Source organism: Paenibacillus sp. FSL R7-269 (genome assembly GCF_000517865.1).
Lineage (GTDB): Bacteria > Bacillota > Bacilli > Paenibacillales > Paenibacillaceae > Paenibacillus_AQ.
Map to the genome: position 1 here is coordinate 90,790 of NZ_ASPS01000012.1, position 14,013 is coordinate 104,802.

The 14,013-nt window shown below is 54.2% G+C and carries 13 protein-coding genes; 12 read left to right on the forward strand and 1 reads right to left on the reverse strand.

The window, feature by feature from the left end; all coding sequences use genetic code 11:
• Nucleotides 1–166 precede the first annotated feature (166 nt).
• The 10 genes from C162_RS05065 (at nt 167) to C162_RS05110 (ending at nt 10,898) form a co-directional block, all read left to right on the forward strand.
• On the forward strand, nt 167–2,737 hold the full coding sequence (locus tag C162_RS05065; protein ID WP_036691967.1) for a DUF2339 domain-containing protein: 2,571 nt from the start codon (nt 167–169) through the stop codon (nt 2,735–2,737).
• Nucleotides 2,703–4,013, forward strand: coding sequence for a DUF3999 family protein (locus C162_RS05070; protein WP_036691970.1), 1,311 nt, complete (start codon nt 2,703–2,705; stop codon nt 4,011–4,013). Before C162_RS05065 ends, C162_RS05070 begins: the two co-directional genes overlap by 35 nt.
• A 38-nt stretch (nt 4,014–4,051) precedes the next feature.
• A complete protein-coding gene (locus tag C162_RS05075; protein WP_036691972.1) occupies nt 4,052–5,158 on the forward strand; it encodes an MBL fold metallo-hydrolase in 1,107 nt (368 codons plus the stop codon).
• Nucleotides 5,159–5,227: 69 nt separating this feature from the next.
• Nucleotides 5,228–5,506 carry a hypothetical protein gene (locus C162_RS05080; RefSeq protein ID WP_036691975.1) on the forward strand — a complete coding sequence of 93 codons (279 nt, stop codon included), beginning with the start codon at nt 5,228–5,230 and terminating at the stop codon, nt 5,504–5,506.
• Between the two features lie 280 nt (nt 5,507–5,786).
• Nucleotides 5,787–5,987, forward strand: a complete 201-nt coding sequence (locus tag C162_RS05085; RefSeq protein WP_019914790.1) for a cold-shock protein — start codon at nt 5,787–5,789, stop codon at nt 5,985–5,987.
• A gap of 132 nt (nt 5,988–6,119) precedes the next feature.
• The gene (locus tag C162_RS05090; protein ID WP_036691977.1) at nt 6,120–6,350 is read left to right on the forward strand and encodes a cold-shock protein; all 231 of its coding nucleotides are present in this window, start codon (nt 6,120–6,122) and stop codon (nt 6,348–6,350) included.
• A 128-nt stretch (nt 6,351–6,478) separates the two neighbouring features.
• Nucleotides 6,479–6,721: a hypothetical protein gene (locus tag C162_RS05095; RefSeq protein ID WP_036691980.1), complete on the forward strand. Its 243-nt coding sequence runs from the start codon at nt 6,479–6,481 to the stop codon at nt 6,719–6,721.
• 169 nt (nt 6,722–6,890) lie between these two features.
• The gene (locus tag C162_RS05100) at nt 6,891–8,666 is read left to right on the forward strand and encodes a cache domain-containing sensor histidine kinase (protein ID WP_036692223.1); all 1,776 of its coding nucleotides are present in this window, start codon (nt 6,891–6,893) and stop codon (nt 8,664–8,666) included.
• Nucleotides 8,650–9,450: a response regulator transcription factor gene (locus tag C162_RS05105; protein WP_036691982.1), complete on the forward strand. Its 801-nt coding sequence runs from the start codon at nt 8,650–8,652 to the stop codon at nt 9,448–9,450. The genes C162_RS05100 and C162_RS05105 overlap by 17 nt, the downstream gene beginning before the upstream one ends.
• A gap of 122 nt (nt 9,451–9,572) precedes the next feature.
• Nucleotides 9,573–10,898, forward strand: a complete 1,326-nt coding sequence (locus C162_RS05110; RefSeq protein ID WP_036691985.1) for an extracellular solute-binding protein — start codon at nt 9,573–9,575, stop codon at nt 10,896–10,898.
• A gap of 193 nt (nt 10,899–11,091) precedes the next feature.
• Here the strand turns inward: C162_RS05110 and C162_RS05115 are convergent, their stop codons facing one another.
• Nucleotides 11,092–12,471, reverse strand: a complete 1,380-nt coding sequence (locus C162_RS05115; RefSeq protein ID WP_036691988.1) for an MATE family efflux transporter — start codon at nt 12,469–12,471, stop codon at nt 11,092–11,094.
• Between the two features lie 246 nt (nt 12,472–12,717).
• On the opposite strand from C162_RS05115, the gene hxlA reads away from it, so the two are divergent.
• Together hxlA and hxlB are read left to right on the forward strand one after the other, a co-directional pair.
• Entirely contained in the window at nt 12,718–13,350 is a 633-nt protein-coding gene (hxlA, locus tag C162_RS05120) for a 3-hexulose-6-phosphate synthase (protein ID WP_036691992.1), read from the forward strand.
• Nucleotides 13,351–13,356: 6 nt separating this feature from the next.
• On the forward strand, nt 13,357–13,914 hold the full coding sequence (gene hxlB / locus C162_RS05125) for a 6-phospho-3-hexuloisomerase (RefSeq protein WP_036691994.1): 558 nt from the start codon (nt 13,357–13,359) through the stop codon (nt 13,912–13,914).
• Nucleotides 13,915–14,013 lie beyond the last annotated feature (99 nt).

Below are 14,013 nucleotides of genomic sequence, written 5' to 3' on the forward strand. Positions count from 1 at the left end.
CTCCCGAATATACAACAATAATAAACCTATAAGGTCTGCCAAGACAAAAATGTGACAGGATCTTAACTAAGTAATGTGGTTTTTGTTAGGTCTGTGGTGGTAATTAGAAATATAGTAATATCAATATATTAACAATTTGCCGATTAGCAGATACTGGGGGGCGGCTATGGAGGATTTCAGAGATCGGATGAGGGCTGTGCAGCAGCAGCAGGACGGGCTTTTGAAGGAATACCAGTCTTTAATTGAAGAATACGAGAGCAGTGATCTCGTCCGCGAGAACGAAGTGTTAAGACGGGAAAATGGGGCAACCAGGCAGAGCCTGGCGGAGCTGAAGGCTCAGGCGGCGAGGCTTGAGCGCGACAACTCAGAGCTGCGGACTGCGCTGGCGGAGCAGATTCTGGATGAGAAGCTGGGTATTCTGCGGGTATCGCGGCAGAAGCTGCAGACTTATTTTGCCTCACGGGATCATGCGTACCTCGACCGGCTGACGTCCTTCGAGCAGGACGCGAAGCGGCGTATAGAGCAGATGTACAGTATCGGGACCCGCGAGCTGGGCCAGGAAAAGACCCAGATCACTTATATTCTGGATGAGGTGCAGGCGAAGCTGAATGAGAGTATTCTGCTGCGCAGACAATGGCAACGGGAGGCAGAACGTTCGCTCAGAGGGACGATAGACAGCGGTCTGGATGATTTGACCGCCGAAGGGGTTGACGAGGAGACCTTGCTGCGCCGCCGTAAGCAGAACCGGATCGAAATGAAGATCGGCCTGAACTGGATCAACCGCCTGGGGATTCTGCTGCTGATCCTGGCAGTGGGCGCCGGGTTCAGATACACTTACTCCACCTGGTTCAATGATTATATGAAGGGCAGCGCCTTCTTCCTGCTGGGGGCAGTCATGCTGGCGGGCGGGGAGTGGCTGTTCCGCAAGGGGCGGGGAGCCTTCGCTTTGGGGCTGATTGGCGGCGGGGTGTCGGTGCTGTACGGCTCGATATTTTACAGTTATTTTCTGCTGGAGATTATCGGGTTATGGGCCGGGATCGGCCTGTCGGTGCTGGTTACGCTGTCCGCTGTGCTGCTGTCGCTGCGCTATGAGTCACGGACGATCTGTTCTATGGGGCTTGTAGGAGGGTATCTGCCGCTCTTCTCTTATATTGGAGCCTTCGGGCTGGAGGGCAGTGCAGTGTATGCGGCAATGGGGTATCTGTTCGTGCTGAACCTGCTGATTCTGCTGATCTCTCTGCGCAAGCGCTGGGTGGTTGTCAATTACATCAGCTTCCTGTTCAACACGCCGTCTATCCTGCTGCTGATTTATCTGGCGGATAGCTACGCCGCGGGCATTCTCTGCGCTGTGCTGACCTTCGCCATGTATCTGGGGATTACACTCTGGTATCCGTTCAAGTTCAAGACGAAGCTTAACTGGCTGGACTTCGGCCTGCTGGGCTGTAATACGCTCGTTAGCTGCATAACGCTGTATCTTCTGTTCATGAATGCCGGGCTGGATGAATTCACAGGCGCGCTGGCGCTGGCCTTCTGCCTCATGTATCTGGGGCTTGGCGTGCTGCTGGAGAAGCAGATGCCCGAGGAACGCGAGAGCCGTCTGCTCTTCTATGTCACCTCACTGACCTTCGCCATCCTGATGATTCCGTTCCAGCTGGGAGCGGCCTGGTGGTCGATCGGCTGGCTGGTGGAAGGCGTGGCGCTTACGGTCTACGGACATCTGTACCGCTTCAAAATGGCAGAACGCTCAGGCTGGGGCATCCTTTCCCTCTGTCTGCTGACCTTCTTCGGATTCGACGTTCTGCTGCAGCTCTCGGATTATAATGCGGTCATCTACTACACGAACTCCTATTTCGATCTGAAATATACATTTATTACGGCGGGAATGGTGATTGTAGCCTTATTGTATGCCATCCGTTATTCGAATCAGGAGACGCTGCTCCGCAGTACGCCTGCGGAGGTGCAGGCTACCGTATGGTTCAAATATGCGGCTATCGTCAATTTCTACGGGTATGCAGTGTATGAAGCATTGCGCCTGTACGACTGGATGGTGCCGGAGGATATGGCGCACAATGCCTTTTACAAGCTGCTGCTGGCGGGTCTGCTTACCTCTGGACTGGCTTATGCGCTTCCGAAGGTGAATGTTCTGTATGACAAGGTGGTCGGCATTATGGTATTGGTGCTGCACGGGATTGCCTATGCGGTCTGTATCGGCATTACGCTGGGTCTGCCCAGTCTTCCGGAAGGGTGGTCCGGCAGCACTGCTGCCGATGTAGCGGCGCTGGGTCTGCTTATTCTGTTCAATGTATTCGTATGGTTCAGCAGTGCAAGGCTGCTGCGGACAACGCTGCTGCGCGATTATAAGAATATAGAGCTGTATCCGGTAGCTATGGGTATCTATCTGCTGGTGATGGTTACGGCGTTCCTGGGAGTGCAGATGCAGGTACGTGACGGCGGGCTGGCCTTCAGTCTGCTCTATCTGCTGCTGGCTGTGCTGTTCATTATGTACGGCTTCTGGAAAAGATATCTGTATATCCGCCGCTTCGGACTGGCGCTGTCCCTGCTGGCAACCGGCAAGCTGTTGCTCTATGACTTGACTCTGCTGAATACCGGCAGCAAGATCATCGCTTATTTCAGCTTCGGACTCTGCCTGCTGGGGATATCCTACCTCTATCAGCGGATAACAGTCAGAATGGAGGAAGCTTATGCGCTTGCTGAGCAAGACAGGCCGGAGAGCTAGGGCGGCTGTGCTGCTCGCTGTATTGGGCGGACTCGTGCTGGGTTCCGGCACCTTCCCGGCGCACAGTGCGGCAGCGGCATCCGGCGGAGCGGAGAAGACGGACGGCGGGCAATGGAAGTTCTCTCGCGAAATCTCCGTGCCGGAGGCGGCTCCGTACTATGAATTGTATCTTGATGAAGCGGTGTACCGTTCGGCGGCAGAGGACTTGCGTGATCTGCGTATACAGGACAGCACCGGCGCTCCGGTTCCCTATTATATGGAGAGCGGAGCGGAGACGGTGGAGGAGCATAGCGCGGTCTATGCCTCAGAATTGATTCACAAGGCAGTGAAAGGAACGGATACCCTGCTGGATTATCAGATTAAGCCGCTTGCCGAGGATGTCGATATTCAGGGGAACCGACTGGTGTTCGAGTTGCCCGCAGAATCCTTCCTGAAGCATGTGGAGGTATGGGGAGGCTATGACGGGCAGGCCTGGGAGCAGCTCGGCACAGGGGATCTGTATGCCACAAGCGGGTTAAGTGCGGACAGCATTACGCTGGAGCGCAGCTACAAGTTCGGCTATTACCGGCTTGTAGTGAAGAACAACCCGGAAGGGCTGGAGTTCCCCGGCCTGACCCTGGTAGACAGCAGCCGGGAGTGGAGTACGGCTGCATTCATGCGGCAGAAGACGCCGCAGACAGAGATTAAGCAGGTGGAGAACCGTACCGAGATCATGATAAGCAACACGGACCGGCTGAAGATTGGGAAGGTGATGCTCGGCAGCACCGGGAATTTCCTGCGGCGCTATGAGCTGTATGACAGTGCCGGGATTAAGATACCGGTCACCGGAAGCGGAGAGCTGTACCGGCTGGACTTCAAGGATACCCGGATCTCCCGGACGGAGATTCAGCCGGAGGCCCCAGCCTCATCTAATAGCCTGCGTGTGGTTATCTACAATCTGGATGATGCCCCCATCTCCATCACAGATATTAAGATCGAATATCTGGTAGACCGGCTTGTATTCGCGGGCGGGGAGAAGATGCCGTATTCCTTGCTCTATGGCAATGCGCTGGCAACCGCTCCGCAGTATGATATTATTAATTTCAAAGACCGGATCGGCGGGGAGAAGCTTGTGCAGGCTGCGCTGGGTGCAGAGACCCTGGTACCGGTAACGGCAGCAGATCTGCCCGGCACAAGCTGGTGGCTTCAGGGCCGCTGGGGCTTCAATGCCATTATTATTGCGGTCTCGCTGCTGCTTATTCTCATCGTTGCCCGCAAGCTGGGCCAGGCGAAATAGGAGATGCGGCACGAACCCGCAGAAAGAAGGATTACCGCATGACCCTGATTATTATTGGTTCCATTCTGCTTGCAGTTGTTGCCGCTGCGTATCTTCTCATGACCGTCTATCCGGCGTTCGGGCGGAGGGCCGGGACGCAGGAGAAGGCCCGTAACCTCCGTTCCGCCCATTACAGCAAGGGCAAATTTGCTTATCCGCAGACTGCAGACCTGAGCGGTGAGAAGGCCGGAGGCAGCGGACTCTCCATTCTGAGAGACTTCATTAAGGGCAACCCTCACTCCAGACCCGCTGAGCCTCTTCAGCCGCAGCCGCTGTCGCCGTCCTCTATTGGACAGGGCCGCGACACCCGGGTTACCTGGTTCGGGCATTCAGCGGTGCTGCTGGAGATGGACGGCCTGAACCTGTTCCTCGACCCTATGCTGGGCCATGCACCGTCACCGTTTCCGTTCATTGGCGGCCGCCGCTACAGCAAGCAGCTTCCGCTGGAGGCTGCCCTTCTGCCGCAGCTGGATGCGGTGGTGCTCTCCCATGATCATTATGATCATCTGGACTATGGGACCATCCGCCAGTTGAAGGATAAAGTGGGACTGTTCATTGTACCACTGGGCGTTGGCGCCCATCTGCGCCGCTGGGGGGTGGCCGCAGAGAAGATCCGTGAGCAGGACTGGGGCGATACGCTCAGCTATGCAGGGATTACCTTCACCTGCGCCCCGGCACGACATTTCTCGGGCCGGAGTTTGCTGGACCGCAACACTACACTGTGGTGCTCCTGGATTATTCAAGGGGAGAAGACCAAGGTCTTCTTCAGCGGAGACAGCGGGTATGGCCCGCATTTTGCCGAGATCGGACGTACGTATGGTCCCTTCGATCTCACGCTGATGGAATGCGGCCAATACGATCCGCGCTGGGCAGATATCCATATGCTGCCGGAACAGACTGTCGAGGCGCACATCGATGTGCAGGGAGGTCTGCTGATCCCCATCCATTGGGGCGCATTCACCCTGTCGATGCATGACTGGACCGATCCGGCAGAACGGATCTCGGCTGCTGCGGCGCTGAGAGGGGTACGGTTGGCCACGCCGAGAATCGGGGAGACTGTAACCGCAGGGGCCGCCGGATATCCGGTTCTTCCCTGGTGGAGATGAGGCTGCGCGCACGAAGGGGACTTGTGGTACAATCAGGGTTCACAGAACCCAAGGAGCTGACGAACGAAGATGAGTAATGAAGTGAACGAGCAGGAACTGGTGGAGGTATTATCAGCACAGACGAAGGTGGCCCCGGATGTCATCCGGCTGGTGCTGAAGCATGAGCAGGCGTTCATCAATAAGGCCAAGGCCAATGCCAAAGGCGAGATTGATATCGATAATGATGATCTGGTCGACTATGTGACTGCGCAGCGCGATGTGAAGCTGGACGAGCTAACGGTGGAGACTATTCTGGATGCAGAAATGGATTACTTGATGGACAAGGGACTGGCCGGATATATCGACTGAATCCTGTAGCCGGAGGTGCATGGCGGATTCCAAGAACCCGTGCGCCCGGCAAGGTTTCTCTAAAATTTAAAATTTATTTTGGGTAATTGGCAATAATCCTTTGCATTTGGGAAAACAGTGTGCTACAATGAAGTTAATCATAAATTTAACCCTTAATTCACATATTGTAAAAGGTTATCAATTTGTGTTTGAAGCCTTTTCCAATGTGTGAATTTTTATTTGTTCGTACAATACGTAGGAATAAAAGGACATGTGTTAAATAAACTTTGGAGGTAATATCATGCAAACAGGTACAGTAAAATGGTTCAACGCAGACAAAGGTTTCGGTTTTATCGAGGTTGAAGGCGGAAGCGACGTATTCGTACACTTCTCCGCAATCACTGGCGACGGCTTCAAATCTTTGGACGAAGGCCAACGCGTTGAGTTCAACGTAACTCAAGGCGCTCGTGGACCACAGGCTGAAAACGTTGTAAAACTGTAATATCACAAATAAACTGCCCTTAACATCAGTTGAGGGCAGTTTTTTTTATGACTAGGTAAGAGAAAGAATAAGCATCCGTTCTGACACAACAGTCCGTAGGACGCACTAACCAAGCTATTAGGAGGGGTACTTATGTATTTTCGTAAAAAAGCGATGGTAGATCTTCCACAGGAAGAGACAGCCATCTGGTCCTGCACCAAGGAAGAATGCACCGGATGGATACGCGACAACTTTGCGTTCCAACATGTGCCGACCTGCTGGCAATGTAATTCACCCATGACCCGGAGCATGAAGATGCTGCCTACGCTCGTTAATAAGAATTTGGACGCGAAGGCCATTAAGAAGAGCGTTACTATTCGTTAGGCTGCCGCCCTCTGATCGGTTCATATAGAATTAGAGAATAGCAACCCTAGTACAGCAGTCCGTTCCTTGCCCGCAATGGGCTATTTTTTTTGTTTGACAATAATGGATAATACAGGGATGATGGAGCTATGAGACAATATTTTCTGCTTCTGACGCTCCTTGCGGTTGCCCTGAATGCAGTGGGGATTTTTTATCATAAGCCTATGTTTAACATTATCGCAATTGGTATGATTCTGATCTTGATTCCGCTGGATATTTATCTGGAGCCGACCCGCCGCAAAGTCATGAGTTACTGCATCGGCGCGGTATTGCTGGCTCTGCTGTGGGCGGCCCTGCATTTCGAATGGATTACTCCGCTAATGTTCATCTAGGTAGTCTTCTCTGTAAGCCCTTAGGGCAGCTCCTTGAACCGGGAGAACTGTGCTAAGGGCTATTTGTTGTTGGGCCGTCTTTCCCCTGCGGGCAATGATTTATCTTGACAAAACTCCCGGGGTTTGGAGAATAGAGTTGGAAACGCTGCCAACGAAAGAGGGAATTCTGATGCTTCAGAGGTTCAGAGAGCTCAACACACTGCGCAATCAGATATTCATCGGTTTTTTGCTGGTGATGCTCATTATTATTCTGGTTTCTGGGATATTTGTGTATGATCGTGTCTCTATTCTGCTCAAAAATAATGCCGAACGGCATATCCAGCAGACGGCGGTTCAGGCCAACGGAAGGCTGGACGCGCTGACCGGTCAGATTGATGGTCTGATGGAGCAGGTGGCCAATCATCCTACCGTTCAGCAGCTGCTGCTGGAGGAGCTGGACGGCAATGAGGTGTCCTTCAATCAGCGCCAGTCGCTGCTGCAGATTGTCTCCAGCTATCAGGCGTACATGCCGAGCGTGGGCTCGCTGGAGCTATATACCGCTGATTACAGGCTGCTGTTCCCGATTAAGGAAGGCAGCCTGGAGAGCAGAATTAACGAGCAGCATATCAGTGAGGCTAATGCCCAGAAGGGGCGGCTGGTCTGGATCGGCGTTGATCCGCATGATGAACAGAGCCTGCTGGCGATCCGCCAGGTCAGCCTGATGGACCGCTGGTTCTCACGGGGGGGCTACCTGATGGCCCGCATCCAGCGCAGCTACTTCCAGCTCGACGATCCCTTCTCCGGCAGCGATAGCGGGGAGTCAGTGCTGCTCGTGAATGATGAAGGCCAGCTTCTCGGGAGCAGCGGTACACCGCAGGAGGATCTGCTGCCGCTGCTGGAGAGCGTCGATCAGACGGTCAGCTTCCGGGGCAAGGAGTATGTGCAGGTCAAGCTGCGCTCGGACAAGACCTCCTGGACACTGCTGGTGCTGACGCCTGTCAGCTATGTCACTAAGGGGCTGTCTGTGCTGCGGACGGTACTGCTGGTGTCAGGCGGAATCGGAACCCTGCTGTTCCTGATAATATCCTTCCTGTTGTCGACAATGATTACCCGGCCGATCATTCACCTGATCCGGGCGATGCGCAAATCCCGCATGGGGGTGCTGACCCCCAATTCGCAGAAGGTATCTACCATGGAGCTGCGGGAGCTGAATAATACCTATAACGGTATGGTGGCTAATATTAATGATTTGATCAGGGTGGTCTATGAGAAGGAGGTCCTGCAGAGCCGGACTGAGCTTAAAGCCTTGCAGGCGCAGATCAATCCCCATTTCCTGTTCAATACGCTGGAGGCCTTCAACTGGTCACTGGAGGAGAAGGGGGAGGAGGAACTGGCCGGATTAGTGGTGATGATGTCCAGGCTGTTCCGCTACATTATCGGCAGCCCCCATAACAAGGATGAATGGGTAACGCTGAGCGAAGAGGTCGAGCAGATCAGGCGGTATTTGCGGATTATGGAGATGCGGATGGGGGAACGCCTGTCCTGGGATATCAGGCTTGACCCGCATGAGGCTGCTGTACCAGTGCCCAAGCTGCTGATTCAGCCGATTGTTGAGAACGCGATTCTCCATGGAGTGGAGAGCCGCGTCGGCAAGGGCGCGATTGAAGTGATCATCAGCCCCTCCTCCCGCAAGGGGTGGACCTCAGTTGAGGTGTCGGACAACGGGCCGGGTATGGATGAGGCTACGCTGCTGGCGCTCCGCGATGCGCTGGATGGCGGGCCGCCGGTCTCTGCCAAGGGCAGCGGAGTGGGGCTGGTGAATGTGCAGCGGCGGCTGAAGCTGTACTACGCGGAAGCGGACATGCAGACGGAAGGCCTGATCGTGGAGAGCCGGCGGTCTGAGGGGACCGTAATAAGGTTTGAGATTCCAAGCAATGGAGGAGATACCTATGAGTCTGGGCAATAAGACGATTCTAATCGTAGATGATGAACCAAGAACGCGTCAGGGGATTAAGCAGACGCTGGAGGTATGGGCGGCAGGCCGGTATATCGTGGAGACCTGTGACAATGGGGTGGAAGCGCGCGAGCGGCTGCGGCATGAGCGGGTTCATCTGCTGATTACAGATGTGCGCATGCCGGAGGTGAGCGGGCTGGATCTGATTCATTCGCTGCAGGAATCTCCCCGGAAGCCGGTGATCATTGTCATCTCCGGCTATGCGGAGTTCGATTATGTGCAGCAGGCGATGCGGCTGGGGGCGGTCAATTATCTGCTGAAGCCGCTGGACAAGTCTGAGCTGCTGACAGTGGTTGAGGATGCGCTGAAGCGGGAGGAGGAGCAGCAGCGCCATGTGAAGCTGGAGAAGCTGGTGGATCACAAGCTGCTGGAGATTGACCCGGAGCAGTCCGGGATGGGGCAGCCGGTGAAGGAGGCAATTGCCTATGTGGAGCAGCATCTGCACGAACAGCTGACGATGGCTGAGGTAGCGGGGCTGATTCACCTGAATGCCAGCTATTTCAGTGTGCTGTTCAAGGAGCAGGCCGGGGTTTCCTTCACTGAATATCTGTCCCGTCTGCGGATTCAGCGGGCGAAGGAGCTACTACTCCAGACTGCGCTGCCGGTCGGGGAGATCGGAGAGCGTGTAGGGTACCGGACGGATAAATACTTCATTAAGGTCTTCAAGTCCTTGGAGGCCATAAGCCCTAGCCGATACCGTCAACAGATGAAGGGAGGAACTCAGGAGATCCAATAAATGTGGTATTTTAGCCAATAAGTGTGCCCTTATCTGCCTCAGGGTACGATGCTAGAATTTTAATGATAGCGATTACATGGGCAATTTCGGCCTTTTGCAATGTGAGATGGGGAGGCAAGGCAATGCGAAGGAATCACATGACCAAGGGGCTGCTTCTGGCCTGTACCTGGCTGCTTGTTCTGACGGGTTGCGGCTCTGCGGGAGACAATAATAGTACGCTCGCAGCTAACGGCGTCTCTTCCCCCAAAAAAACTATTCATATGATGCACATCTGGCCCGCCGGACTCTCTGCGCAGCAGTATAAGCTGGTCAGCCAGATTATCGCAGAGTACGAGAAGGAGCATCCGGGTATCCTCATCAGGCAGGATGTGCTGGAGAATGAGCAGTATAAAAGCAAGCTCAAGGTGCTCTCCGCCTCCAATGACCTTCCCGATGTGGGTATAACCTGGGCGGCCGGCTTCATGGAGCCTTATGTAAAAGGCGGATTATTCGCTCCGCTGGATGACATCCTGAACGGCGGGCAGCTTAAGGATAAATTCGTGAAGAGCACTACAGAGTCTTATGCTGTTGATAACAAGACCTATGCGCTGCCTCTGGAGATGAACATCTCACCGATCTTTTATAATAAAGAAATCTTCGCCCAATATAATCTTCAGGTGCCTTCAACGTATGAGGAGTTCAAGGCAGTTGTGAGAGTGCTCTCCGGTCATGGTGTGCCTCCGGTGGCGCTGGGCAATAAGGACCGGTGGACAGGCTCGCTGTGGTATATGTATCTGGCAGACCGCATGGCCGGAAGTGAGACGCTGAAGCGGGCGACGAAGGGGACGGGTTATTTCGATGATCCCGGACTGGTGCAGGCTGCGGCGGAAGTACAGAACCTCGTCGATATGAACGCCTTCAACAACGGCTTCAACGGCTTGTCATATGATGAGGGCAAATCGGAATTTATGGAAGAAAAGGCGGCCATGTACCTGACCGGTACCTGGGAGCTGCCCAACTTCACGACCAACCCGGAGACTCCGCAGGCCTTCAAGGATAAGGTCGGCTTCTTCAAATTCCCTACGGTGGAAGGCGGGAAGGGCAATTCGGGCGACTGGGTAGGCGGTCCGGGTGTCGGACTGTTCGTAGCGGAATCGTCCAGGGTGAAGGAGGAGGCTAAGGCTTTTGTCGAATACTTCGTCTTCAAATGGGGCGAGGCTTCAGTGACGAGTGCGGGAGTGATTCCGGCGACTAAGGTCGATACCACGAATGAGAAGCTGCCGCAGCTATACGTGGATCTGTTGAATGAACTGAACAATGCCAGCAGTATTACCTTGTTCGCGGATGTGCAGATGAAGCCGAATGCTGCCCAGGTCCATCTGGATATGATCCAGGCGCTGTTCGGCAAAGCGGTCACGCCGGAGCAGTTCGCAGCCAGACATAAAATTGCAGTAGCCAAAGGGAACTGAGTATGGGACGAGCTTACGACAAAGGGATGCTAATCAGCCGTATTTCCGGTGGCTGATTAGCATCCCTTATTTGAAATATAAGAATTTTTATGTTTCACGTGATAAATTATCCTTCTATTTCTCGCTGAAACGAATGCCGTCCTATTGAAGGACGGCAAGGCCGTTTTCGCTTGTCTGAGGAGCTGCCGCAGAATTAGTGCGCCGGGGCTGCCGGAGCCGCTTCCGGCGGTTCATGCTGGATCAGGCCATGCTTCTCCCAGGCTCTGCTTTTCCAGCGGAAGTACATAATGACGGCCCGTACCCATTCGTCGAACGCTGTGGCCAGCCATACCCCGGCCAGACCCAGATCAAGCGTGAATACCAGGAAGTAGCCCAGCGGCAGACTCATGCACACCATAGAGATCATGCCCATGTAGACCGGGAACTTGGCATCGCCCGACGCGCGCAGCGAGTTGATAATGACCAGATTGCAGGTCCGCCCGGTCTCCAGGAAGAAGCTGAGCAGGATCACCTGGGCTCCCATGGTGATAATCAGCTCATTATCCGTGAACAGGCCCAGCAGCGGCTTGCGGAGCAGAATGACGATCAGGTCCATGATGACTGTGACCAGAAGTGCCCACTTCACACTGGTGAACACCCGTGAGTAAGCCTCCTGCGTCCGTTTTGCACCTACAAGATGGCCCACAATAATTGAGGTCCCCATTGCCACCGCTACGCTGAACAGGAAAATGTAGTTCGAGATATTGACCGCATACTGGCGGGTAGCCATGGCCTCGGCCCCCAAATAGGTGATATACAGGGTGAAGACGAGCTGGCAGCACTGGTACATTACGGATTCGAAGGCGGATGGAATACCGATTTTGAGAATCTGCAGCACATATTTCTTGGAGAGGTGAACGTAATAGCTCCATTTCACACGTACCTCCATAATGCGGTAAAGCAGCAGGAAGAAGATCAGGAGAGCGATGGAGCGGCTGATTACGGTTGATACGGCAGCGCCCTCTACACCGAGCGCAGGCAGTCCGAAATGACCGAAGATCAGCAGATAGTTACCGCCAACATGGATGACGTTCATAAGCAGCGATACCGCCATCGTCTGCTTGGTGAAGCCGTGGGTGCGGATAGTTGCAGCCAGCGCGTTGATAAGGGCCTGCAGGAAGATCGCGCCTCCGACAATGTTGATATACGAGCGGGCGTAGGCGAGAATGTCGCCCTTCACGTTCAGTGCTTGCAGCAGATGACCTCCGAATAGCAGCATGACTGTACTAAGTACGATCCCTACCGCAAGATTCAGGGTAACTGCGTTGCCGATCACTCTGGCGGCTTCCTTGGGCTGCTTGGAGCCGAGGTATTGCGACACGACGATCGCCGCGCCGTTCCCGATGACACTAAGCGCCAGAATAGCTATGGCAATAATCTGATTGGCCGCTCCGACACCGGAGACCGCATCATCTGACACAGAGCTGATCATGAAGGTATCCATACTTCCCATAAGCATGAACAGGAACAGCTCCAGGAAGATCGGCCAGGTCAGCTTCATTAGGTTGAATGTCTTGGGCTTGCTTGTTTCCATCATACACCTTCTTATTAGGATTCCTTGCGGCTGTGAATCTTCGAATCAAATGTATGGTAGCACAGCTGTTGTGAAAATGCAGTAGGATTTCCGACATGTTGCCTAAAAATCCGCCGGCTTCGCCCAATAGTATCCTCCAGGTGACTACCTCACAAAAAAGTGCCTACTTCCCTTATCGGCAGTATATCCCTAAACTGAGAAACAGCACTTCCTAAAATACATTACGGATAAGGAGAACTTACACATATGAAATTACAGTTAGCACTCGATCTGGTGGATATTGCTGGAGCCAAGGCGGTTGTTGCAGAGGTTGCCGAATCTATAGATATCGTTGAGATTGGAACACCTGTCGTTATCAATGAGGGGCTGCATGCGGTGAAAGCGATCAAGGAAGCTTTCCCGGCGCTTACAGTGCTGGCCGATCTCAAAATTATGGATGCCGGCGGTTACGAAGTTATGAAGGCAGTGGAAGCGGGCGCGGGTATCGTGACTGTGCTGGGTGTATCCGATGATTCAACGATCCGCGGTGCGGTTGAGGAAGCGAAGAAGACGGGTGCTGAGATCCTGGTCGATCTGATTAACGTGAAGGATCTCAAGGCCAGAGCCGCTGAAGTGGATGCGTTGGGTGTGGATTATGTCTGCGTGCATTCCGGCTATGACCATCAGGCCGAAGGTAAGAATTCCTTCGCGGATCTGAGAGATATTAAGAGCGTGGTAACCCGGGCCAAAACGGCAATTGCCGGCGGCATCAAGCTGAGTACGCTGCCTGAAGTGATTGCTGCGCAGCCCGATCTGGTAATCGTTGGCGGCGGCATTACCGGCGAAGCTGACATGAAGGCAACTGCGGCGGAAATGAAGCGCCTTGTAAGCCAGGCTTAAGCAGCCATGGACACGCAGTATTACGCACATGAAATTGTGAAGGAGCTGGAAGGCTCCGTTTCCGGGCTGGATGCCGGAGAGGGCGAGGTGCTGACGGAGCTGCTGCTGCGTGCAGGTCAGATCTTCGTGGCTGGTGCCGGGCGTTCCGGCCTGATGGGCCGGGCCTTCGCCATGCGGCTGATGCAGGCCGGGCGGACAGCTTATGTGGTCGGAGAGACGGTAACGCCGGGCATTGGCCCCGGCGATGTGCTTGTACTGGGTTCCGGCTCAGGCGAGACGAAGGGACTGGTCTCCATGGCTGAGAAAGCCAAGGCAATCGGAGCAGCTGTAGTCCTCGTAACCATTCAGCCGGACTCGGCGCTCGGACGTCTCGCAGATCATACAGTCAAGCTGCCCGGCGCTCCCAAAGAACGGCCGGACGGCGGCTATACGACGCTGCAGCCGATGGCCTCCTTGTTTGAACAGACGCTGCTTGTCTTCTATGATGCAGTCATTCTGCGGATCATGGAGCAGACGGGGCAGACCTCCGGCCGGATGTTCGGCAAGCATGCCAATTTGGAATAGCATACGATTTGGAATAGAATAGAGCTTGGAATACAATTAAGCTATCACACGGATGCTTTCCTTGACGGGAGGGCATCCTTTGCTGCCTAAATGCAAATA